Source organism: Aestuariimicrobium soli (genome assembly GCF_051192575.1).
Taxonomy (GTDB): Bacteria; Actinomycetota; Actinomycetes; order Propionibacteriales; family Propionibacteriaceae; genus Aestuariimicrobium; species Aestuariimicrobium soli.
In genome coordinates this window covers 1-22,520 of sequence record NZ_JBPJSQ010000007.1, presented here as the reverse complement: position 1 = coordinate 22,520, position 22,520 = coordinate 1, and the positions used below count along the sequence as shown (strand labels likewise).

The 22,520-nt window shown below is 69.0% G+C and carries 21 protein-coding genes, 1 tRNA gene and 1 riboswitch; of the genes, 10 read left to right on the top strand and 12 right to left on the bottom strand.

The features are described from left to right. The first annotated feature begins 31 nt into the window (after positions 1–31). A complete protein-coding gene (locus ACSDQ9_RS09490) occupies positions 32–1,189 on the top strand; it encodes an alpha-galactosidase (protein ID WP_435146401.1) in 1,158 nt (385 codons plus the stop codon). Between the two features lie 85 nt (positions 1,190–1,274). Here the strand turns inward: ACSDQ9_RS09490 and ACSDQ9_RS09485 are convergent, their stop codons facing one another. Next, positions 1,275–1,535, bottom strand: coding sequence for a hypothetical protein (locus tag ACSDQ9_RS09485; RefSeq protein WP_435146399.1), 261 nt, complete (start codon positions 1,533–1,535; stop codon positions 1,275–1,277). Positions 1,536–1,630: 95 nt separating this feature from the next. On the opposite strand from ACSDQ9_RS09485, the gene ACSDQ9_RS09480 reads away from it, so the two are divergent. Both ACSDQ9_RS09480 and ACSDQ9_RS09475 read left to right on the top strand, forming a co-directional pair. After that, positions 1,631–2,137, top strand: coding sequence for a hypothetical protein (locus tag ACSDQ9_RS09480; RefSeq protein WP_435146397.1), 507 nt, complete (start codon positions 1,631–1,633; stop codon positions 2,135–2,137). Beyond that, complete coding sequence (locus tag ACSDQ9_RS09475; RefSeq protein WP_435146396.1) at positions 2,044–2,760, top strand: TIGR00266 family protein; 717 nt, start codon at positions 2,044–2,046, stop codon at positions 2,758–2,760. The genes ACSDQ9_RS09480 and ACSDQ9_RS09475 overlap by 94 nt, the downstream gene beginning before the upstream one ends. A gap of 6 nt (positions 2,761–2,766) precedes the next feature. Here ACSDQ9_RS09475 and ACSDQ9_RS09470 read toward each other — a convergent pair whose 3' ends face one another. Both ACSDQ9_RS09470 and groL read right to left on the bottom strand, forming a co-directional pair. Further along, positions 2,767–3,468, bottom strand: coding sequence for a copper homeostasis protein CutC (locus ACSDQ9_RS09470; RefSeq protein WP_435146394.1), 702 nt, complete (start codon positions 3,466–3,468; stop codon positions 2,767–2,769). 105 nt (positions 3,469–3,573) lie between these two features. Continuing rightward, positions 3,574–5,199: a chaperonin GroEL gene (groL, locus tag ACSDQ9_RS09465; protein WP_435146392.1), complete on the bottom strand. Its 1,626-nt coding sequence runs from the start codon at positions 5,197–5,199 to the stop codon at positions 3,574–3,576. 219 nt (positions 5,200–5,418) lie between these two features. Between groL and ACSDQ9_RS09460 the strand changes: the two genes are divergently transcribed. Then, on the top strand, positions 5,419–5,952 hold the full coding sequence (locus ACSDQ9_RS09460) for a hypothetical protein (RefSeq protein ID WP_435146390.1): 534 nt from the start codon (positions 5,419–5,421) through the stop codon (positions 5,950–5,952). On the opposite strand, the gene ACSDQ9_RS09455 is transcribed toward ACSDQ9_RS09460, so the two are convergent. Beyond that, positions 5,936–6,229, bottom strand: a complete 294-nt coding sequence (locus ACSDQ9_RS09455) for a DUF3263 domain-containing protein (RefSeq protein ID WP_435146388.1) — start codon at positions 6,227–6,229, stop codon at positions 5,936–5,938. The genes ACSDQ9_RS09460 and ACSDQ9_RS09455 overlap by 17 nt on opposite strands. Positions 6,230–6,338: 109 nt before the next feature. Between ACSDQ9_RS09455 and ACSDQ9_RS09450 the strand changes: the two genes are divergently transcribed. Both ACSDQ9_RS09450 and manA read left to right on the top strand, forming a co-directional pair. Then, positions 6,339–7,340: a Gfo/Idh/MocA family protein gene (locus ACSDQ9_RS09450; RefSeq protein WP_435146386.1), complete on the top strand. Its 1,002-nt coding sequence runs from the start codon at positions 6,339–6,341 to the stop codon at positions 7,338–7,340. Continuing rightward, positions 7,340–8,539 carry a mannose-6-phosphate isomerase, class I gene (manA, locus tag ACSDQ9_RS09445; RefSeq protein WP_435146383.1) on the top strand — a complete coding sequence of 400 codons (1,200 nt, stop codon included), beginning with the start codon at positions 7,340–7,342 and terminating at the stop codon, positions 8,537–8,539. The genes ACSDQ9_RS09450 and manA overlap by 1 nt, the downstream gene beginning before the upstream one ends. A gap of 36 nt (positions 8,540–8,575) precedes the next feature. Here manA and ACSDQ9_RS09440 read toward each other — a convergent pair whose 3' ends face one another. Then, positions 8,576–9,181, bottom strand: a complete 606-nt coding sequence (locus ACSDQ9_RS09440) for a class I SAM-dependent methyltransferase (protein WP_435146381.1) — start codon at positions 9,179–9,181, stop codon at positions 8,576–8,578. A 126-nt stretch (positions 9,182–9,307) separates the two neighbouring features. Between ACSDQ9_RS09440 and ACSDQ9_RS09435 the strand changes: the two genes are divergently transcribed. Beyond that, a tRNA-Thr gene (locus ACSDQ9_RS09435) sits at positions 9,308–9,383 on the top strand. Positions 9,384–9,525: 142 nt separating this feature from the next. Here ACSDQ9_RS09435 and ACSDQ9_RS09430 read toward each other — a convergent pair. Both ACSDQ9_RS09430 and ACSDQ9_RS09425 read right to left on the bottom strand, forming a co-directional pair. Further along, positions 9,526–10,185 (bottom strand): response regulator, encoded by a 660-nt coding sequence (locus ACSDQ9_RS09430; RefSeq protein WP_435146379.1) that lies wholly within the window; start codon positions 10,183–10,185, stop codon positions 9,526–9,528. Next, a complete protein-coding gene (locus tag ACSDQ9_RS09425; RefSeq protein ID WP_435146377.1) occupies positions 10,179–11,399 on the bottom strand; it encodes a sensor histidine kinase in 1,221 nt (406 codons plus the stop codon). Before ACSDQ9_RS09425 ends, ACSDQ9_RS09430 begins: the two co-directional genes overlap by 7 nt. Positions 11,400–11,551: 152 nt before the next feature. On the opposite strand from ACSDQ9_RS09425, the gene ACSDQ9_RS09420 reads away from it, so the two are divergent. Both ACSDQ9_RS09420 and ACSDQ9_RS09415 read left to right on the top strand, forming a co-directional pair. Next, positions 11,552–12,274 carry an ABC transporter ATP-binding protein gene (locus tag ACSDQ9_RS09420; RefSeq protein WP_435146375.1) on the top strand — a complete coding sequence of 241 codons (723 nt, stop codon included), beginning with the start codon at positions 11,552–11,554 and terminating at the stop codon, positions 12,272–12,274. Next, a complete protein-coding gene (locus tag ACSDQ9_RS09415) occupies positions 12,271–13,104 on the top strand; it encodes a hypothetical protein (protein WP_435146373.1) in 834 nt (277 codons plus the stop codon). Before ACSDQ9_RS09420 ends, ACSDQ9_RS09415 begins: the two co-directional genes overlap by 4 nt. A gap of 129 nt (positions 13,105–13,233) precedes the next feature. On the opposite strand, the gene ACSDQ9_RS09410 is transcribed toward ACSDQ9_RS09415, so the two are convergent. From ACSDQ9_RS09410 to ACSDQ9_RS09390, 5 genes are all read right to left on the bottom strand, one after another. Further along, complete coding sequence (locus tag ACSDQ9_RS09410; protein ID WP_435146371.1) at positions 13,234–14,043, bottom strand: DedA family protein; 810 nt, start codon at positions 14,041–14,043, stop codon at positions 13,234–13,236. 123 nt (positions 14,044–14,166) lie between these two features. After that, on the bottom strand, positions 14,167–15,150 hold the full coding sequence (locus ACSDQ9_RS09405) for a ribonucleotide-diphosphate reductase subunit beta (RefSeq protein ID WP_435146369.1): 984 nt from the start codon (positions 15,148–15,150) through the stop codon (positions 14,167–14,169). Continuing rightward, positions 15,150–17,741, bottom strand: coding sequence for a ribonucleoside-diphosphate reductase subunit alpha (locus tag ACSDQ9_RS09400; protein WP_435146367.1), 2,592 nt, complete (start codon positions 17,739–17,741; stop codon positions 15,150–15,152). The genes ACSDQ9_RS09405 and ACSDQ9_RS09400 overlap by 1 nt, the downstream gene beginning before the upstream one ends. A 133-nt stretch (positions 17,742–17,874) precedes the next feature. Next, positions 17,875–18,095, bottom strand: a riboswitch (cobalamin riboswitch). 491 nt (positions 18,096–18,586) lie between these two features. Beyond that, on the bottom strand, positions 18,587–19,630 hold the full coding sequence (locus ACSDQ9_RS09395; RefSeq protein ID WP_435146365.1) for a hemolysin family protein: 1,044 nt from the start codon (positions 19,628–19,630) through the stop codon (positions 18,587–18,589). Next, a complete protein-coding gene (locus ACSDQ9_RS09390) occupies positions 19,623–20,981 on the bottom strand; it encodes a hemolysin family protein (protein ID WP_435146363.1) in 1,359 nt (452 codons plus the stop codon). Before ACSDQ9_RS09390 ends, ACSDQ9_RS09395 begins: the two co-directional genes overlap by 8 nt. A gap of 447 nt (positions 20,982–21,428) precedes the next feature. Between ACSDQ9_RS09390 and ACSDQ9_RS09385 the strand changes: the two genes are divergently transcribed. Then, a complete protein-coding gene (locus ACSDQ9_RS09385) occupies positions 21,429–22,508 on the top strand; it encodes an IS30 family transposase (RefSeq protein WP_435143774.1) in 1,080 nt (359 codons plus the stop codon). Positions 22,509–22,520: the final 12 nt, after the last annotated feature.

Genomic DNA, 22,520 nt, shown 5'->3' with positions numbered 1-22,520 from the left:
CCCGCGAGCCTAGGGCAGGCAGACTGGGCCCATGCCGCTCGCTGCTTGCCCCACCCCGCCCATGGGCTGGAACTCCTGGAACGCCTTCCGCACCAAGATCGACGAGCAACAGCTCGTCCAGATGGCCGACCTGATCGTCTCGACCGGCCTGCGTGACGCCGGCTACGAGTACCTGGTGATCGACGACGGCTGGCAGGCGCCGCGCCGCACGGCCGACGGTTACCTGACCAGCGATCCCGTCCGCTTCGGGCAGGGCATGGCCTGGCTGGCCGACCAGATTCACCAGCGCGGGCTGAAGCTGGGCATGTACCTCACTCCCGGACGAGCCACCTGCGCCATGATCTACGACGCCTATCCGGGCGAGGGGCTGGGCAGCTTCGGCCACGAGCGCGACGACCTCGACACCTACACCTCGTGGGGCGTCGACTACCTCAAGTACGACTGGTGCGAGGCCTGCCGCGACGACACCGGGCTCAGCTACCGCCAGGCCTTCGAACACATGGGCGGGCTGATCGCCGAATCGCCCCGCACCTACGTCTACTCGATCTCGGAGTACGGCCGCACCAACCCGTGGGAGTGGGCCCCCGGCGTGGCGAACCTGTGGCGCACCACCCCCGACATCGAGCCCTCCTTCCGCTCCGTCAGCTGGCTCGCCGAGTCCCAGCGAGGTCTGGAGCAGTTCTCACGGCCCGGAGCCTGGAACGATCCCGACATGCTGCAGGCCGGCAATCCCGGGTTGAGCATGCCCGAGTGCCGCTCCCACGTCGGGCTGTGGGCGCTGCTGGCCGCCCCGCTGATGGCCGGCAACGACGTGCGAACGATGACCCGCGCCGTAGCCGACCTGCTCATCAACCCGCGCATGGTGGCCATCAACCAGGACCCGCTCGGGCAGCAGGGTCGCCGCATCCACCGCGAGTTCCGCTTCGACGTGTGGGCGCGCCCGCTGTCGGGAGGTCGGCTCGCGGTCGGCGTGCTCGGTCAGGGTGAAAGTTTCTCTGAGCCCACTCGTCCGCTCGATATCACGCTGCGCGATGGGCTGCTGCGCGTCGACAACGGCACCGAGAACGTGCTCGACCTGACCGGTCTGCTGGGCACCGACTACGGACGAGTGACCGAGGTCTGGTCGGGCGAGGAACGCGACACCGCGCAGATCGGGGCCCGCGACCTCGCCCTGTTCACGATCGGCTGAGGGTCACGATCGGCTGAGGGTTCACGATCGGCTGAGGGTTCACGATCGGCTGAGGCCAGCACCGACCAAGGCCTGGCGCCGGGCCTCAGCGACCCAACTCCGCGATGGCCCGACCGGCCGCCAGGCAGGCATCCTCGGCCCACTCGGGCAACTCTCCGCCCACGTAGGGTCGCACCAAACCGTACGGGCACAGCCGGGTGGCCACCCGCAGTACCGCCACCCGACGCTCGGTGACCTCGCCGTAGAGCCGCCCTGCGAGCGCCACGGTCTCGTCATCGATGGCGTCGTTGGCGTGCACGACCCGGGAGTGCAGGTCGTCCTGGGCTCCGGCCAGCGAGGCAGCCAACCGGGGTTGGCGTTCGGAAGCTGCTCGCCCCCGGTGCCACCGGTCGCATCCCTCAGCGCTGGGCCAGCCTCGCCAGTTGGGGCTGCTTGGCGAGCGTGCTGCCCTCCATCGGCTGGCGCATCGCCATGCTGGCGGGCGCCGACACCGGCTTCGCGCTGGCGCCGCTGTTCCGGTCCAACCCCGAGGCGATCCGCTACGTGCTCACCCTCGACGTGCTCCAACTGGGCGGGGCGATCGCCTGCGTCGGGTTGGCCCGGCGCTGGGGCGAGCGCTGGTTCTCGTGGCTGCCGGTCATCGGCGGTCGGGTGATCCCCCGCCGGGGCCCGGTCGCCCTGGCCGAGCCTGCTCACGGTCGCGATCATCGGGTACTGGCGCCGTCGACGCCCCACCGGGTCAGCAACGGCGCCCACCCCGTCAGCGCCCGCTCGCACCCCGTCGGCGACCTCTCCCACGCTGACCGGCCTCGCACCTACGATGAGGGTCAGCACACCGACCGAGAGGCCCGCCGATGCAGACCCAGATTCGTCACCAGCCCTCGTTCGCCGTCGCGCGACTGCACCTGGCACCCGGTGAACCGGTGCGCATCGAGTCGGGCTCGATGATGATGCACTCGGCCGGTCTGCAGATCTCCGCCGACACCGGCGGCGGGCTGATGGCCGGCCTCAAACGCTCGGTGCTCTCCGGCGAATCCTTCTTCGTCACCACCGCCACGGCCGGTCCGCAGGGCGGATGGGTCGACGTCTCCGCGGTACTGCCCGGGGATCTGATCGCGCTCGACCTGACCCCGGATCGTCCGTACTTCGTCACCCGCGGCTGCTGGCTCGCCAACAGCCATGGCACCGAGGTCACCCCCAAGTGGGGCGGCATGGCGAACCTGTTCGGCGGCGAGGGCGGTTTCGGCCTGCACGCCGCGGGCCACGGTCAGGTGGTGCTGTCGGTCTACGGTGCCCTCGACGTCGTCGACCTGCAGCCCGGCGACACCGTGGTGGTCGACACGGGTCACGTGGTCGCCTACGACCTGGGGGTGCGCTTCGAACTGCGGCGAGCTGTGCGCGGACGAACCCTGCAGTCCATGAAGTCCGGCGAGGGGTTCGTCTTCGAGTTCACCGGCCCCGGGCGACTGTTCCTGCAGTCCCGCAACCCCGACGCGTTCCAGGGTTGGGTGCGCCAGAACGCTCCCAGCGAGAGCGCCAGCGGCGGCGTGCTCGGGGGCCTGTTCAGCTGACCCGGATCAGCCGAGGTGCCCGATCTCGGTGTCGATCAACGCACGCCAGCTGTGCACCAGTGAGGCATCGACCCACGCTTTGTAGGAACGGTCCGGACGAGCGGGCGTGCCGATGTGGAAGGCCCGCACTCCGGCCCTGACCAGCCACGGCACGTGCTCGGCGCTCAGCCCGCCGCCCGCCATCACGACCGGCGCGGCCGCAGGCTCGTCCCGACAGACGGCCAGCACCTCGTCCAACCCGTGCTCCAACCCCCGGGACGACCCGGCCGTCAGCACTTGGTCGAAGCCCTCGAAGCCGAGCACGGTCGACCAGGCCTTGCGGTAGTCGAAGGCCCAGTCGATGGCGCGGTGGAAGGTCCAGGGCACGCCGATGCCGGTGGTGAGGTCGCGCACCACCTCGATGTCGACCTCGCCGAGCCCGTTGAGGAAGCCCACCACGACCCCGTCGGCGCCGGCGTCGACGTAGGCGCGGATCAGCCCCTTGAGGCGGGTCGCCTCTCCCCCGTCGGTCGACCAGCCCTCGCGCAGCCTGACCATCGGACGAATCTGGATCGACGTGGCGGCGCGGGTGCGCTCGACCAGCGCTGGTTCGGGGGCCATGCCCTCGTGGTCCATCGACCCGAGCAGTTCGACCCGGTCGGCGCCACCCTCCTCGGCGCGGCGCGCATCGTTCTCGTGCAGAGCAATCACTTCGAGCAGTCCCGACATGGCACAAGTCTGGCGCACAACGGCCGACGGGCGGCCCTCTTGCGAGGACCGCCCGTCGGCGTGTCGTTCAGACCGGTGGTTCGACCGGACTCGGATCGTTGCCGATCAGAAGTCCATGCCGCCCATGCCGCCGTCACCGGCGCCCGGAGCAGGCGCAGCCTTCTCGGGCTTGTCGGCGATCACGGCCTCGGTGGTCAGGAACAGCGCGGCGATCGACGCGGCGTTCTGCAGCGCCGAACGGGTCACCTTGGCGGGGTCGATGATGCCGGTGGCGATCATGTCGACGTACTCACCGGTGGCCGCGTTCAGACCCTGGCCGGGCTCGAGCGAGGCAACCTTCTCGACAACGACGCCACCCTCGAGGCCGGCGTTGACGGCGATCTGGCGCAGCGGAGCAGCGGCGGCCGAGAACACGATCTGCGCGCCGGTGGCCTCGTCGCCGGTCAGCCCGTCGACGTTGGCAGCCTTGGCGGCCTGCAGCAGGGCCACGCCACCACCGGCGACGATGCCCTCCTCGACGGCAGCCTTGGCGTTGCGCACGGCGTCCTCGATGCGGTGCTTGCGCTCCTTGAGCTCCACCTCGGTGGCGGCGCCGACCTTGATGACGGCCACGCCGCCAGCCAGCTTCGCCAGGCGCTCCTGCAGCTTCTCGCGGTCGTACTCCGAGTCGGAGTTCTCGATCTCCTTGCGGATCTGCGAGACGCGACCGTTCAGCTGCTCGGCATCGCCGGCGCCGTCGACGATGGTGCACTCGTCCTTGGTGACGACCACCGAGCGGGCCTTGCCCAGCAGCTCGAGGGTGACGGTGTCGAGCGACAGGCCGACCTCCTCGGAGATGACCTGGCCACCGGTGAGGATGGCGATGTCGGTCAGCATGGCCTTGCGGCGGTCGCCGAAGCCGGGAGCCTTGACGGCCACCGACTTGAAGGTGCCCCGGATCTTGTTGACGATCAGGCCGGCCAGGGCCTCACCGTCGACGTCCTCGGCGATCACCAGCAGCGGCTTGCCCGACTGCATGACCTTCTCGAGCACGGGCAGCAGATCCTTGAGGCTCGAGACCTTCGAGTTGACGATCAGGATGTAGGGATCGTCGAGCACGGCCTCCATGCGCTCGGTGTCGGTCACGAAGTAGGGCGAGATGTAGCCCTTGTCGAAGCGCATGCCCTCGGTCAGCTCGAGGTCGATGCCGAAGGTGTTCGACTCCTCGACGGTGATGACGCCTTCCTTGCCGACCTTGTCCATGGCCTCGGCGATGACATCGCCGACGCCGGGATCGGCGGCCGAGATCGACGCGGTGGCAGCGATCTGCTCACGGGTCTCGATCGGCTTGGCCTGGTCGAGCAGCTGGTCCGAGATGGCCTTGACGGCGGTCTCGATGCCCTTCTTCAGCTCGATGGGGTTCGCACCGGCGGTGACGTTGCGCAGGCCCTCACGGACGAGCGCCTGAGCCAGCACGGTGGCGGTGGTGGTGCCGTCGCCAGCGACGTCGTCCGTCTTCTTGGCAACTTCCTTGACCAGCTCGGCGCCGATCTTCTCGTAGGGGTCCTCGAGCTCGATCTCCTTGGCGATCGACACACCGTCGTTGGTGATCGTGGGGGCGCCCCACTTCTTCTCCAGCACGACGTTGCGGCCCTTCGGGCCCAGGGTGACCTTGACCGCGTCGGCCAGGGTGTTCATGCCCCGCTCAAGACCGCGGCGGGCCTCGATGTTGAACTCAATGAGCTTTGCCATGGGGTAAGTCCTCCAGCGTCGGAAACGGTACGCCAGGTCGGTGCCCGCGACGGACGGCCCATGGGGACCTCACCAAGCCTGCCGGTGGCACTCGGACGCATCGAGTGCCAACCCCATTTTTAGCACTCGCACCATGCGAGTGCAAAGGAGTGGCCACGGGCGGCAGGCGATCGTCTCGCCCTCTGGCGCGGTCTTCGTCGGTTCCGGCACGATGGAGGCGTGGACGACACCTCAGCCCGCACGACCCCCTCGGTGATGGCCCGCGTGCGCAACCTCGGCAACTGGGCCAATCTGTCGACGCCGCTCGGTCTCGCGATCGCGAGGGCCGGCGGCAGTCGCGTGCTGAGGGGGCCACGGGGCCTGACCATGGCCGAGGGCTACCGCCTGCCCTTCCCGATGGCCGGGGCGTTCACCGTCGGCAGTGTGGTGATCACCTCGCACCCGACCTGGGCCGACGCCGAGGCGCAGTGGCCCGGCACGCTGGAACACGAGGAACACCACACCTGGCAGTGGACCTTCTGCCTGGGCGCGCCCTTCCTGCCCCTCTACACGGCGGCGATGGCGTGGTCGTGGCTGCGCACCGGCGACCGGGCCTCGGCCAACGCGTTCGAACGCGCCGCCGACCTCAGGCTGGGTGGCTACACCGACCGCGCCAAGCGTCCGCTGCGCGAGGGCTGGCGGCAGGCCCGCACCCTGCTGTTCGAGCGAGGCCGATCGCCACGGGGACGATCTGGGGTCAGCGACCAGTCCTGAGACGCCCGGCCGAGCGGTGCTCGCGGCGGGCCGAGCGCAACCGGCGCAGCCGCTTCACCAGCAGGGGCTTGTGCGCGAGGGCAGCCGGGTCGTCCAACAGTCGGTTGAGAATCTGGTGGTAGACCGCGGAGCTGACCGAGAAGCGCTCCATGATCTCGGCCTCCTTGCCCTGCGGGGCTGCCCACCAGCTGTCCTCGAAGTCGAGGATCTCGCGGTCGCGCGCGCTGAGCGCGGACGCTTCGACGGCAGAGCTTGACTCGTGGGCGGCGGCAGACATGTGCCCCAGTGTAGGTGGGAATCACAGCCATGTCATTAGTCCCTGTGAGGCCCATGAGAATCCGCGAACGGCAGTCGAGGCCACCCCGCGCGCGTGCTTGGATGGGCGCATGACCGACACCTTCAAGCCGGTGGCCGGCGACCGCGTCCGCTGGGGCATCGTCGCCCCCGGGAACATCGCCGAAAAGTTCGCCCGCTCGCTCGCCACCCTGCCCGACGAGGCCGAACTGGTGGCCGTGGGCTCCCGCTCCCTCGACCGCGCCGGCGACTTCGCCGCCCGGCACGCGGTGCCTCATGCGCACGGCTCGTACGACGAACTGCTCGCCCGCGACGACCTCGACGCCGTCTACATCGCCTCACCGCACAACCTGCACCGCGAGCAGGCCATCCAGGCGATCGAGGCCGGCAAGAACGTGCTCATCGAGAAGCCGATGGCCGACACCCTCGAGAACGCCACGGCGATCATCGACGCCGCCCGCGCCCACGGCGTCTTCTGCATGGAGGCGATGTGGACGCGCTGCCACCCGCTGGTGCTGCGCGCCCGCAAGCTCGTCGAGGACGGCCTGCTCGGCGATCCCCGATTCCTGTGGTGCACGTTCGCGTTCCGCTTCGACGGGGACGATGACCACCGCCTGCTCAACCCCGACCTCGCCGGTGGGGCGATCCTCGACCTCGGTGTCTACCCGATGCACGCCGCGCACGTGATGCTCGGCAACCCGACCTCGCTGTCGGCGGAGGGCACCAACCACCCCCGCACCGGGGTCGACGCCACCTCCGTGGCGCACCTGCGCTGGGACGCCCTGGCCGGTGACGCCTGTTTCGGCACGCTGGTGAGCTCGCTCGACGCCCGCGGCGACCAGCGGCTGACGTTGTTCGGCACCTTGGGCCAGCTCGAACTGGTCAACTTCCTCAACCCGCAGACCCTGCTGTTCACCCCCGAGGGCGGCGAGACCCAGACCTTCGTCGCGCAGGACGCGGGCTTCGTCCACCAGATTCAGGAAGTGCACCGCTGCCTGCGGGCCGGTGCCGTGGAGTCGGCGGCGGTGCCGTGGCAGGCGACCCTCGAGGTGGCCGGGCTGCTCGATCAGTGGCGGGCCGGAGTGACCGGCTGATGCGGGCACTCACGGGGGTCGTCAAGGACTACGCCTGGGGGTCGGTCGAGGCCATTCCCACCCTGCTGAACACCGAGATCACCGGCGAACCCCAGGCCGAGTACTGGCTCGGGGCCCACGCGGCCGGGCCCTCCGTGGTGGAGGGTGACGGCACCCTCGACCGGCTGGTCGCCGAGCATCCCGAGGTGCTGGGTGAGCGCAGTCGGGAGCGCTTCGGCGACCGGCTGCCGTTCCTGCTGAAGGTGCTCGCGGCCGACCAGCCGCTCAGCCTTCAGGCCCACCCGTCGCGCGAACAGGCCGAGGCCGGGTTCGCCGCCGAGAATGCTTCGGGTCTGCCCGTGGGCTCGCCCCAGCGCACCTACGCCGACGACTGGCCCAAGCCCGAGATGATCGTGGCCCTGAGCCCCATGGACGCCCTCTGCGGATTCCGTGACCCCCGCGAGACGGCCAGCCTGTTCGACGGCCTGGGCCCGATCGACGGGCTCGAGCAGGTGATCGGCCCGCTCACGCAGCGAGCGGGCGATGCCGGCCTGGCCGAAGTCTTCCTCGACGTGCTCAGCCTGGACGACGACCGGGTTCACCTGGTCAATGAAGTCGTCGCCTCGGCCGTCAACCACGTGTCAGACGACGGCCCGCTGGGTGAGTTCTGCCGCACGGCCGTCGAACTGGACGAGCACCACCCCTCGTCCCCGGGGATTCTGGCGGCGCTGCTGATGAACCGCGTGCGACTCGAGCCCGGCCAGGCGATCTTCCTGCCCGCCGGCAACATGCACGCCTACCTGCGGGGCACCGGGGTGGAGGTGATGGCCAACTCCGACAACGTGCTGCGGGGTGGGCTGACCAAGAAGCGGATCGATGTCGACGCCCTGGTGGCGGTGGTCGATTTCGCCGCCGCCCCGGTCGACGTGCTCGCTCCCCACCCGGAGTCGCCGGGTCGGGAATCGGCCGGAGTCCTGCGCTTCCCCACCTCGGCGCCGGAGTTCTCGCTGTGGCAGATCGATGCCCGTGGCGACCAGTCGGTGATGCTGCCGGGCGTGGACTCGGCGCGGATCCTGTTCGTGGTGGCCGGCCACGCTGCGCTGGCGACGGCCGACGAGACCGTCGAACTGGTGCAGGGCAAGGCCGTCTTCGTGCCGGCGGGCGAGATGGTGCAGTTGGACGGGAACTGCCGCGCCTTCCTGGCCGCGGCCGGAGTCTGAGCCGGGTCGGATCGCTCGTCCCTGACTCCTACGCGATCAGCGGCGGCCGAGCACGGCCACCAGGAAGGTCGAGTCCTCCTCGAAGGGGCGAAGGTCCCAGGTCGACAGTCCGAGCTGCAGCTCAAGTCCCGCCTGATGGGCATCACGGATGAAGTCGGTGAACTCGTAGCCGCGGCCCTCGCCGAAGCCGATGACGGCGCGGCCGTCGTCCGTCAGATGGCGCGCGAATCGCCGGAGCGCCTCGACGCGGGTGGACGGTGCGAGGAAGGCCATCACGTTGCCGGCGCAGACGATCGCGTCGAACGGGTCGGCGATGCCGCGCCCCGGAAGGTCGAGTTCGGCGAGGTCACCGACGAGCCAGGTCGGGCCGGGCTCGTCGGCCTCGGCTGCCTCGATCAGCACCGGGTCGAGGTCGACTCCCACCACCCGGTGGCCGCGGCGGTGCAGTTCACCGCCCACCCGGCCGGGACCGCAGCCGGCGTCGAGCACGTGCGCACCGCGCGCCACCATGGCATCGATCATGCGGGCCTCACCGTGCAGGTCGGCTCCGTTGGCGGCCATCGTCTTGAACCGCTGCACGTAGCGGTGGCTGTGGTCGGGGTCGGCGGCGATGACGCGCTGCCATTCGTTCTGCTCACTCACGCAGACGATTCTGGCATCCCCGCCGTTGGCAACCGGTCAGCGGGTGGCGGCTCTCCCGGGTTGGCGACACTCACGGGCGCTGCGCCACAATGGTGCGAGTTCGCGGCCGGACCCGGTCGCGCGCACGCCTCCTTAGCTCAGCGGCCAGAGCACCTGTCTTGTAAACAGGGGGTCGTGGGTTCGACTCCCACAGGGGGCTCCACCTCGTTTCCGCGCGCTCGACCACAGGCCCATCTGCCGCCTCTGGTGACATCTGCCCACGTTGCACCATGGTGCAAACGCGACAAGAGGCGGCAGATGCGAGTGACGTGGGCGGCAACACTCGACCGCCGGAACTCATGAACTCAGCCGAGGTCGGCGTCGTGCACCCGGATGGCCACCTGCACCCGGTTGGTCGCCCCGAGCTTCTCGAGAATCCGGGTGACGTGCGCCTTCACCGTCGCGATCGACATGTACTGCGAGCGCGAGATCTCGGCATTGGTCATCCCCTTGCCGATCGCCAGCGCCACCTCGTGCTCACGCTCGGTGAGCAGCGCCAGCGAGGAGAGCGCCTCGTCCTTGCGCGTCGATCCCTGCCCGTGGGTGGCGGCGGCGATCACCTGCGCCGTGACCGTCGGCGACAACGAATGCTCGCCGGCAGCCACCTGGTGAATGGCCTCGACCATGCGCGCCGGCGGTGTGTCCTTGAGCAGGAACCCGGACGCGCCGATCGACAGTGCCCGCAGCACCATGTCGTCCGCGTCGAACGTGGTCAGGATGACCACCTTGGGCGGGTTCGGACGCGCCAGCAGTCCCTCGGTGGCGGTCAGCCCGTCGACACGCGGCATGCGGATGTCCATCAGCACCACGTCGGGACGGTGCTCGTCCACCAGCCCCTCAGCCTCGGAACCATCCGCGCCCTCGCCGACGACGACGAGGTCGGCGCTTCCGCCGAGGATCAACCTCAGCCCGGCCCGGACGAGCGGATCGTCGTCCACGAGCAGGATCGTGATCGGACTCACCATGGCAACCACACCTCCAATGCGAACCGACGGTCGTCGGTGACACCGTGACCGATCCGGCCGCCCATGACCTGGGCGCGCTCGGCCAGTCCCAACAGTCCCAGCCCCGCCCCGGGCAGCCCCGCGGTCCCCGTGCTCAGGGGGTTCGTGCAGCGGATCACCAACCCCTCCCCCGGACGACCCGACAGCTCCAGGGTGACGCGCGCATGGGGCGCGTGCTTGCGGGCGTTGGTCAGCGCCTCCTGCACCACCCGGTAGGCGTGCCGGCCGGTCAGCGCTGGCAGCAGTTCGGGGTGCTCCACCTCGTTGACGAAGTCGATCTTCTCCCCGGCGTTGCGGGCGTCGGCGACCAGATCGCCGACCTGGTGCATCGTCGGCTGGGGCTTCTCGACGGGTGCGGGTTCGCCGTCGGCCGGCTCGGGCCCGTCCTGCCGCAAGGTGCCGAGCACCGTGCGCAGCTCGGTCAGCGACTGGTGCGCGTTCTCCTGGATGAGCGAGGCGATCTCCTGGGTCTGGTCGGCGCTGAGGTCGGTGCGGTAGGCCAACACGCCGGCATGCATGCTCACCAGCGAGATGCGATGGGCCAGCACGTCGTGCATCTCGCGGGCGATGCGGTTGCGTTCGGCCGACTGCCCCTGCAGCACCATCAACTCCTGATTGCGCTCGGCGTCCTCGGCGCGCTGCCGAAGGCTCGCCAACAGGTCACGGCGGGCGCCGAGCGAGAATCCCACGGCGATCGAAATGCCGATCCCGAGCACGGTCCAGGCCAGGGTCTGCAGGAAGACGGCCCAAACGGGCATGGTGGCCGTGTTGACGATGCGGAAGACCTGCAGTTGCAGCATCACGCTGAGCATCGACAACACGGTGCCGGCGGCCGCGAGCGGCAGCACCTCGCGCCAGCGGCGACGCGTGGCGACGTGCACGAGTGCCCATCCCGAGACCAGCGAGGCCGAACTCGCGAAGGTGGCCATCGCGAGCATGACCACGGCCGTCAAGATCGGGTACCGATGGCGGAATCTGATCAGCAGCAGCGCCGCAGTACCGAGCACCACGTCGGCGACCACGAGCGCTGGGCGCATGGTCACTTCCTGCTGCCCGCTGACCTGCAGCGCGATCAGCACCAGCCACGTCAGCGCGGCATAGATGATCGCCAGCCCGTACCGCCACACCAGCGCCCAGCCCGTCGGGCGCGTCTGGGCGGGCAGGGACTCGGACATGCCAGCCAGCCTAGGGCCGGGCCGTCGGGCCGTCCGCCCCCACAGGTCGACCAGCACGCGACTTTGGTCGCAGAGTGCCGGTCGGTTGGGCGGTGGCGGCATCGCCCTTCGCCCGTGGCGGCGCCCCGGGTGGCCAGAGCAGGCTGACGGCCATGATCACCATCTCGAACCTGACGAAGCGGTACGGCGACGTGCTCGCCGTCGACAACGTGTCGTTCACGGCCGAGCCCGGTCTGGTGACCGGATTCCTCGGTCCCAACGGAGCCGGCAAGTCCACCACCATGCGCGCCGCCGTCGGGCTGACGCGCCCGACGTCCGGCGAGGTCACCATCCTCGGCCGCGCCTACACCGATCTGCCCAACCCGGCCGCCACGGTGGGCATCCTGCTCGACGCGTCGGCCCAGCACGCCGGTCGTACCGGACGAGAGGTGCTCGCTCTGGGAGCCCTCGCGATGGGCATCCCCTCGTCCCGGGTCGACGCGGTGCTCGAACTGGTCGGACTCACCCAGAAGGAGTCGCGCAAGCGGGTCGGGCAGTACTCGCTGGGCATGCGCCAGCGGTTGGGCATCGGCCATGCCCTGCTGGGCAACCCCGAGGTGCTGATCCTGGACGAGCCCGCCAACGGCCTCGACCCGCACGGCATCCACTGGATGCGTGGGCTGCTGCGCGGCTTCGCCGACCGTGGCGGCACTGTGCTGCTCAGCTCGCACCTGTTGCACGAGGTGCAGCAGGTTGCCGACCGCATCGTGATGATCGGCAACGGCCGCATCGTCGCCGACGGCACCATCGCCGAACTGCTCTCCGAGGGCCAAGACCTCGAGCAGATGTTCCTCGAACGCACCATGTCGACCTCACGCGAAGGAGTGGCAGCATGACCACGACCCAGACCCAGCCCGCTGGCGTGACCAGCGCCAACGCCGCGATCCGCACCCTTCCCCCGGTCGCTGTCGCCGACCGCGTCAGCTTCGACCGGCTGGTGCGGGTCGAGTTCCGCAAGCTGGTCGACACCCGCGCCGGCATGGTGTTGATGGCGATCGCGGTGTTGGGCTCCGTCGCCGTCGCCGCCGGGGTTGCGCTGCTCTATCGCCAGTTCTCCGACGCCCTCTCGACGACCGCGTGGGCGGCACCCTCGAACTTCGTGGCGCTGCCGGTGAACATCCTGGTTCCCGTCGTCGTGATCCTGCTGTTCAGCCAGGAGTGGGGCCAGCGGACGACGCTCACCACCTTCGCCATCGAACCCCGACGCGGACGAGTGCTCGCCGCCAAGGGTGTCGTCGCCGTGCTGATCAGCCTGCTCGGATGGCTCTGGGCGCAGGGCTTGTCGGCGTTGACCTCGGTGATCGGGGCCGGCCTCGCCGACCGCAGCGTCGACTGGCACACGGACGCCCAGCAACTGGCGGGGCTGCTCGCCGGGTTCCTGCTGTCGAACGGCATGGCCGCGGCGTTCGGACTGCTGCTGATGAACAGCGCCGCCGCCATCGTGGTGTTCCTTGCCATCCCGCAGGTGACCGGCGCCCTCGTGCTGGCCGGTGACAAGGTGCAGGCCGTGATGAACTGGATCGACCTGAACACCGCCTCGGTCGTGCTCTATGCCAACGAGCCTCCCCACCTGGGCTGGTGGAAGCTGGCGACCGCGGTCGGCCTGTGGGTGCTGGTGCCGGGAGCGATCGGGGTGTGGCGCAACCTCACCCGCGAGGCCAAGTGAGCTGACCCCGCCCCCGGCCCACCCACGGCCCATCCCTCACGCAGAACACCAGCCTCTGCTCACACGCCCACCGTCTCCGGTGGTGTTTCGAGCAGAGGCTGGTGTTCTGCTGTGGGGGCGGCCGAAGCCTCAGGCCTGACGCTGCTTGCCGCCGTTGCGGAAGGCGGTGAACACGACGAAGACCACCAGGGCGATGGCCACGTAATTGGCGTACTTCGCGTAGGTCTTCAGCAGCGCCACCGCGGGTTCACCCACCAGCCAGCCGAAGCCGAAGTAGACGGCCAGCCACAGCGTCGAGGCAATGAAGTCGAGCACCATGAACCGCTTCCAGCTCATGCCCGAGGCCCCGAACAGCACGAAGATCACCTGCATCAGCGGCAGCGGGATCGGCACGTAGGCGACGAACATGCCCAGCCACCCGAGCTTGCCGGCCCATCGCTCGGCGCGGGCGTAGTTCTTGGCGGCTCGTTCGCTCTTGCCGGCCCAGACCTCGATCATGCCTCGGCCCCAGAGCTTGCCGGCCCACCAGAAGACCCAGTCGAACTTGATGCTCATCAGCGATCCCGCCACGGCGGCCAGCGGCCACCACGAGGGAGCCAGGCCCTGCGAGGCGAGGGCCCCGGTGGCGGCGGCACCCGTGCGTGACCCGGTGAGCGCCAACAGCAGTGGCGGGTCGAGACCCAGCAGCCACCCGCGCAACGGCAGCATGGCCAGCCCGAACAGCCCCATGAACACGATCCAGCCCATGCACCACTTGTCGGCGCTGGTCGGCTTGTGCTTCCACGGCATGCCCTCGGCCTGCCACCACTCCTGTGGCTGCCCGTGAGGCTCGGCGGGCGGCTGCCCGGGCGGCTGCGTGGGGGTGGCGCCCGCCGTCGCCTGAGCCTCGTCGGTCTCGACGACGGGAGGCGGCAGTTTCGACAGGTCCGGTTCGCTCACGCCGCAAGGCTACCCGCCGTCGGTCTGCCCGACCGAAGCACCAGAACTCGGTTCCAGTTCGACCGGACCCCCCGCGATGGCGGCCGGTCCCCCAACTGGAACCGAGTTCTGGTGCACCTCCCGTCAGCTCCCCGCCCGAGCGTTCACCTCGTAACTGGTGTTGATCGACTCGAAGAAGTTGACCAGCTGCAACGTGTCGTTGGCCGTCGCCATCCACTTGGCCGGGTTCGCATCGCCGAAGTGCGGCTCGAAGCCCAGCTCCTCCAGCCTCCGGTCCGCGAGGTGGCGCACGTAGGCGTTCACGTAGTCGGCGTTGAGACCCGGAATGCCCGTGGGCAGCAGGTCACGGTTGTAGGCCTCCTCCATGACCACCGCATCGATCACCATCTGCCTGATCTCGTCGGCGAACTCGTCGGTGGCGATCTCGGGGTTCTCCTCGAGCACGGTCAGCACGAGATTGATGCCGAACTTCAGGTGCAGGCTCTCGTCGCGCACGATCCAGTCGATCAGCGACCCGAAGTTGCGCAGCAGGTTCCGCTGGCGGAACGACAGCGCCACCATGAACCCCGAGTAGAACCAGATGCCCTCGAGAATCACGTTGTAGGCCACCAGGTTGCGCACGAAGTCCTGCTTGCCCTCGGCGGTCGAGATGTCGAGGGTCTCCTCGGTCATCCGCCGGATGTAGCGCACCTCGAACTCCTCCTTGGCCGCCATCGACGCGACTTCGACATGCGCCCCGTAGGCCGCCTCACGGTCGATGGGGAAGGTCTCGAGCACGTACTCGAAGCTCATGCAGTGGTTGGCCTCCTCCCACATCTGCTTGGCCAGGTACAGGTGGCACTCCGCGGCGTTCAGGTACGGGTAGACCCCGAACGCGAGCGCCTTGTTGACCAGCAACTCGTTGGGGTTGAAGTAGCTCATCAGGTGGGTGAGGGCATGACGTTCGTCGTCGGTCAGCCGGGCGAAGTCGGCCAGGTCTTCCCCCAGCTGCACCTCGTTGGGGAACCACGTGTTCGCGACCGCCTGCTCGTACAACTCCATCGCCCACGGGTAGGTGACGGGCTTGAGCAGCAGTCCTTCGGCAATGCCGGTACCGAGAATCCCCATCACTGGCAGCTCTCGCACTGCAGCCGCTCCATCGGGTCGGTGGGGCAGGCGTCGTCCGTGTCTGCGGACGCCACCAGCTCCACCGCCACCAGGTTTGGACGACCCGCCGGCATCGCAACGGCTGTCGCCCCGGGAGGTGCCGCCACGTGGGGGGCGGGCCTTCGTCCGAAACCTCGCGAGCCCGAGCCGACCTGTTCGGCCTTGTTCACCCGCACCGTCGACTGCTCGGCGGTGTGACGGGGCTGCATGTGCAGGTAGTAGGTGGTCTTCACGCCCATCCGCCAGGCCGCCGAGTAGAGCTCGACCATGCCGCCGATGTCGCGGCTGGCGAGGTAGATGTTGCGGCTGATGGCCTGGTCGATCCACTTCTGCGCGCGGGCGGCGATCCGGACGAAGGCCGCCGGGTCGAGCTGGAACGAGGTGCGGTACACGTGCTTGAGCCGGTCCGGCACGCCGGGCACCTGCTGCAGGTCGCCCTGGTGGCGCAGCAGTTCGCCGCGCACGTCGTCCCACAGCCCGATCGCCTTGAGGTCGGCGACCAGATTGCGGTTGACCTCGAGGAACTTGCCGGACGAGGTGGCCCGGCTGAACAACTGGCTGAATCGCGGATCGAGCCCGGGCGTGGTGCCGGCCACCAGACCGATCGAGGCCGTCGGCGCGATCGCCATCAGGGTGGCGTGGCGCATTCCCCCGCGCACCTTCGTCCGCAGCGCCGCCCAGTCAAGTCGCGCCGAGCGGTCGACCTCGACGGGAACTCCGCGGTCGTCCGCCAGCCGGTCGAGGGTGTCGATCGGGACGAGCCCGCGCGACCAGCCGGAACCGGCGAAGTTGGGGTAGCTGCCGCGAAGGCGGGCCAGGTCGCAGGAGGCGTCGATGGCGTGCCAGCTGATGAACTCGGTGATGCGGTCGACAAGGTCACAGGCCTCGGGTGAGTCGTAGGCCAGCCCGAGTCGTTCGAGCACGTCGGTGAAGCCGAGCATGCCCAGCCCGATCGCCCGGTTGGCGCGGTTGGAGGCCTCCGACTGGGGCACCGCCGACAGCGTGATGTCGATCAGGTTGTCGAGCTGGCGCACCGCCGAACGCGTCGACCGGGCCAGCAGCTCCCAATCGATACCCGAAGCTCCGAGGTGCCGGGAGAGGTTGACCGAGGCCAGGTTGCAGACCGAGATGTTGTCGCGATCCTGCGGCAGGCAGATCTCGGTGCACAGGTTCGACAGGTGAATGGTGCCGGTGTTGTCGTTCAGCGCCCGGGTGTTGATGGTGTCCTTCCACGTCAGCCACGGGTGGGAGGTGGTCTGCAGGGTCACCAGGATCGCCCGGAACTGCTCGCGGGCCTTCAGCTTGCGCCAGCGGACGAGCTCCCCCGCCTCGGCCTGGGCGACGTACTCGGCGTAGCGGGCCGAGAAGGCCGCCCCCGTGAGTTCCACCAGATCGGGAACGTCGAGCGGGTCGAACAGGTACCAGTCGGCGTCGGCGTCGACGCGCTTCATGAACTCGTCCGAGATCCACAGGGCGGTGTTGGCGGTGCGGGTGCGCCGGTAGGGGTCGCCGGAGTTCTGCCGCAGGTCGAGGAACTGGTCGACGTCGAGGTGCCAGTTCTCGAGGTAGAAGCACAGGGCCCCGAACTTCTTGCCGCCGCGACTCACTGCCCGCAGCGTCGAGTCGATGGTGTGCATGAACGGGATCGGCCCGGTCGAGGTGGTGTTGTTCGATCGGATCGGCGAACCCTCGGCCCGCAGCTTGGTCACCGACAACCCGATGCCGCCGGTGCCCTTGGTGATCCACATCACGTCGCGCAGGCTGGTGCCGATGTGTTCGATCTCGTCCTCGAGTTGCATCACGAAGCAGTTGGACAGCTGCGGGTGCGCGGTGCCGGCGTTGACCAGGGTCGACCCGGCGGCCAGGTATTCCAGCTGGCTCATCGACGCGTAGAAGTCGAGGGCGGCGGCGGTCGGGTCGTCCTCGTTCAGCGACAGCCCCATCGCGACGCGCAGCCAGAAGTACTGCGGGGTCTCCAGCGGGCGACGGTCCTCGCCGGTGAGCAGGTAGCGGGTGCGCATCGTCTGCAACCCGGTGTGGTCGTACAGGTCATCGCGGGTGGGATCGATGGCCGCCGCCAAGGCGGTCAGGTCGAAGAGTCGGACGAGCCTGCGGTCGACCAGCCCACGATCGACCAGGCCGTGCAGGTGATCGGCGAACCGGTCGCGATGCAGGTGGGCCACGGTCTCGGGGTCGGCGTCACCGAACAGGTCGTGGGTGTCACCGAAGACCCCCTTGTAGAGCTGCTTCACCAGCAGCCGGGAGGCGATCCGGTCGAAGGCGGGGTCGTCGTGCACATTCTGCAGGGCGACCTGGATGACGGCCTCGTCCAGTTGTTCGGAGGTCATCTGGTCGAAGATGACGATGTCGAGCTCACTGAGCAGTTGCACGGTGCGGGTGACGGCGTCGTCGATGCCGCGGGCCGCGTGCTCGATGGAGCGGGCGATCTCGGCGCCGTCGTAGGGCGCCAGACTGCCGTCGCGCTTGCGAATGCGGACGGTCGGGCCCGAGCTGGTGGAGCCAGAACTGGTGGAACTGGTGGGTGGGGTCATGTGCAGGTCCCTCGTGACGTGACGTGAACGGGTCACGACAACGCGAGAAGGGTGCACGGATCACCCACCTCGACGAGATCGCTGAGGGCAACCAGCGGCGGGCCCTCCCACGGGACCGTGACCACGACCCCGCGGCGCGGGGCCGTCGCTGGCAGGTCTTCGGACTCATGGGCCCGGGTCACGTCGAGGCGTGAACCCTCCTACTGGCCGTCGCTTCCCAGGATCACTCCCAGTGCGTGATGACGGCGGTCGTTCCCACTCACCGCTGCGGGGCAGTTCCGGTCTTCCACCGGATTCCCTCTTGCCTCGCGTGCCCCCCGGAGGGACCCGCGAACCAGCAACGAGACCACCATATACAGGAATCCGGGCCGGTGTTAGCCCCCAGATGTTGTGTCCGCGTGTCGGGCGTGTCGAGACCTAGTCGGTCGCGCGGGGGGGCGGGCCACCGCAAACCCGCAGGAAACGATGCGGCCCTCATGAAGTTTCCTGCGGGTCGCACACTTTGGTGCCGGTCTGCTGGAAGAGCGGGCCCCTGCGGCGTCGAGACGAGGCCCGGTTCCGTCGGACGAGAGGTCGCCTGGGATCACCAAACCCGCAGGAAACGATGCGACCGTCAGGAAGTTTCCTGCGGGTCGCACACTTTGGTGCCGGTCTGCGCTGGAACAGCCGCCCCAGGCCGCGTCGAGACGAGGCCCGGTTCCGTCGGACGAGAGGTCCCCCGAACCACCGCAAACCCGCAGGAAACGATGCGGCCCTCATGATGTTTCCTGCGGGTCGCACACTTTGGTGCGGGTCTGCGACGAAACAGCCGGCCCGCGCCCCGATCCTTGCAGGACCCTGGCGACTCAGTCGTCCGCGTGAGCGGCGTCGCGAATCTCGCCGACCAGTTCCTCCAGCACGTCCTCGAGGGTCGCGAGGCCGATCGTCTCGCCCTCGTCATCGACCACCCGCGCGAGGTGGGCACCCTTGCGCTGCAGTGTCTCGAGGCCGTCGTGCAGCACATCGGTGGCGCGCACGGTCGCGAACGGACGGATCCACTTGTCGTCGACCACCCGCCCCCGCCGCTGGGGATCGGTCTCGAGCACGTCCTTGACGTGCAGGTAACCGAGCAGGTCGCCACCTCCGGACCTCACCGGGAACCGGCTGAAGCCCGTGCGCGCGCACAGGTCCTCGACCTCGACCGCGGTGCACCCGCGCTCCACGGTCGCGAGGTCGTCCAGCGGCAGCAGCACCGCACTGATCGTCCGTTCGGTGAAGCCCAGGGCGCCGGCGAGCCGGTCGTACTCGTCGTCGGCCAGTAGCCCCTCACCGCGGGACTCCTCGACCATCACCGCCACCTCTTCGCGGGTGAACGCGGACGAGACCTCGTCCTTGGGTTCGACCCGCAACAGCCGCAGCACCAGATTGGCGGTCGCGTTCAGCACCACGATCAGGGGCTTCAGCACGGTGACCAGGCCCATCATCGGCGGGCCGAGCACCAACGCCGATCGCTCCGGACCGGCCAGAGCGATGTTCTTGGGCACCATCTCGCCCAGCACGACATGCAGGTAGACGACGACCACGAGCGCGATCACGAACGAGATGGGGTGCACCAGATCATGGGGCACGTGCAGCGACTCGAACACCCGCTCGAGCAGGTGCGCGACCGCCGGCTCGCCGACGGCACCCAGCCCCAGCGAGCAGATGGTGATGCCCAACTGGGCCCCAGCCATCACCTGCGAAACGTTCTCCATGGCGCGCAGGGTGGTGCGGGCGGCCCGCGACCCAGCCAGAGCGCGGGGCTCGATCTGGGTGCGCCGAGCCGAGATCAGTGCGAACTCGGCGCCGACGAAGAAGGCATTGAGAGCCAGCAGCACAACCGCCAACCCCACCGCGAGCAGGTCATGCATGATCGGCCTCCGTCGCCGGGCGGGTCGACAACCGCAGTCGGTCGATGCGCATGCCGTCCATGCGCTCGACGGTCAGCTCGGCCACGCGGCGCGGCAATTCGTCATCGTGATCGTCCAGTTCGACGGGTAGCAGCACGGTCACGAGATCGCCGGTCTCGGGCACTCGTCCGAGGGATCGGAGCATCAGGCCGGCGACCGTGTCGTACTCGTCGTGCTCGGGCAGCGTCGCGCCGGTGACGTCCTTGACCTCGTCGGGTCGCAGCAGCCCCGACAGCGACCACGAGCCGTCACCGCGGCGTCTGGCGCGGGCACCGAGGCGGTCGTGTTCGTCCGCGATGTCACCGACGATCTCCTCGACGACGTCCTCGAGGGTGACCACCCCGGCGTGACCGCCGTACTCGTCGAGGACGATGGCCAGCTGGAAGCCGTCGCGGCGCAGCAGCGCCAACAGCGGGTCGAGGCGCAGCGAATCGGGCACGACGATGGGTTCGACCATGATGGCGCCCACGCTGGTGGTGCCGCGGTCGCCGGCCGGAACCGACACCGCGTGCTTGACGTGCACGGTGCCCACCACCTCCTCGTCGCCGTTGAGCACGGGGAAACGCGAGTGGCCGCTGTTCCTGGCCAGGTCGATCACGGCGGTGACGCTGTCGGACTCCGAGAGCCAGCGGGTGCGCACGCGGGGCGTCATGATCTCGCCGGCCGTGCGGGTGCCGAACTCGACGGATCGCTCCATCAGTTCCGCGGTCTCGCTGGCCAGCGTGCCCTGATCGGCGGAGCGGTGGATCAGCGACGCCAGCTCGGCGCTGGTGCGAGCCGATCGCAGCTCCTCCTGAGGCTCCATGCCCAGACGTCGGACGATCCAGTTGGCCGACCCGTTGAGCACCGTGATCGGGCCTTTCATCACCGCGGTGAAGGCACGCTGCGGACGAACGGTGGCGGTGGCGGTGCGCAGCGGATTGGCGATGGCCAGGTTCTTGGGCACCAGCTCGCCGAAGATCATCGTGCCGGCGGTGCTGAGGATCATCGCGAGGGCGATGGCGGTCGGGTGCGCGGCGCTGGTGGGCAGTCCGGCGGCGGCCAACCACGGGCGCACGATCGTGGCGATGGCCGGCTCGGCGAGGAAGCCGATGGCCAGATTGGTGATGGTGATGCCGACCTGCGCCCCGGAGAGCTGGGTCGACAACGAGGTCAGCCCTAGCAACACCGATGCGGCACCGGCGTCACCGTCGGCGGCGGCCTTCTCGACACCGCTGCGGTCGACGGTCACGAGGGAGAATTCGGCAGCCACGAAGATGCCGCAGGCGAGCACCAGCAGGACGGCCACACCGAGCAACAACCAAGCGGTCATCGGCGTTCACCCCTGCGGATCGCCGTGGCGCGGGGCCGGGGGTCTGGACAACATGAGGGGGGCCCGGGAACGGGCCTCGGACTGTCGTGCTCCATGGTGGGGCGTCAACTACCTTCGGGTGGGGATGCTGGCCCCACTGTAGTGGGCCGGACGATCACCCGCGTCGCGCTGGACCGACGAGGCTCCGGGCCGTGGTCTCGACCCGGACGTGGCGCGGTCGTCCCACCGCGGACTCGTACCAAACCGTGCGACCCGCAGGGTGGAGTCAGGGTGTCAGTGCAACACGTTGTTCGGAGGTGTTGCATGCGTCGTGGGAATCCGGGTTACCCGGGGTGGATGCGGGAGTGGGTGCTGTGGTTGGCGGCGTCGGGGTACTCGGCGCAGAGGGCCGCGGATCAGGTGGGTGTGAGCGCGGGGACGGCTGCTGGTTGGTTGCATGCTGCTGGCATGGATCTGAAGCGTGGTCGTCATGGCGGTCTGGTTGTTGAGGTCGAGGTTGTACGGCCGGTGCTGCCGCACCCGGCGCCGTCACACGGGGCCCGGTTGTCGTTGGCGGATCGGACGTTGATCCATGTCGGGTTGGTCCAGCGGTGGTCGTTACGGCGCATCGCCGGCCAGCTGGGGGTGTCGGCGTCGACGGTCAGCCGAGAGATCGCCCGCAACTCGACACCGACCGGGTATCGGGCTGAGGCTGCCGAGACCGCGGCCGCGGGCCGTCGGGGACGTCCGAAACGGTCAAGGTTGGACGATCCCGTGCTGCGGCAACGGGTCGTCGAGGGGTTGAACTCTCACTGGTCGCCCCGGCAGGTGTCGATCCGTCTGGCGGCGCAGCATGGCAAAGATGGTTCCGTGAGCCACGAGACGATCTACCAGGCCCTCTACGTCCAGGGCAGGGGTTCCCTGCGCGAGGAACTGAGGATCGACAAGGCACTGCGATCCGGACGGACCCACCGCATCCCCCACTCGAAGCTACCGCCCCGGACGGGACGACCATGGCTGCAGGGTCATCACATCTCCACACGACCGGCCGAGGCAGCCGATCGAGCGATCCCGGGCCACTGGGAGGGTGACTTGGTCCTCGGAGCACGCAACCAGACCGCCATCATCACCTTGGTCGAACGCGCCTCACGGTTCGTCCTGCTCCATCGGCTGCCCGACCAACACGACAGCACCACCGTTGTCGACGCGTTGATCGCCATGGCCGCCACCCTGCCAGCGCAGATGCAGATGAAGTCACTCACCTGGGACCAAGGATCCGAGATGGCCGAGCACCCCACGTTCAGCCTCGCCACCCACACCCAGGTCTACTTCTGCGACCCCCACAGCCCGTGGCAACGAGGCAGCAACGAGAACACCAACGGCCTGATCCGCGACTTCTGGCCAAAACCCACCGACTTCGCCCAGATCACCGACGCCGAGATCCTCCACGTCCAGAACCTCCTCAACGACCGACCCCGCGAAACTCTCAACGCCCTCACCCCACGTGAGAAACTGCAACAACTACTCACCGTTGCACTGACCGATTGAGACCACCCAGGA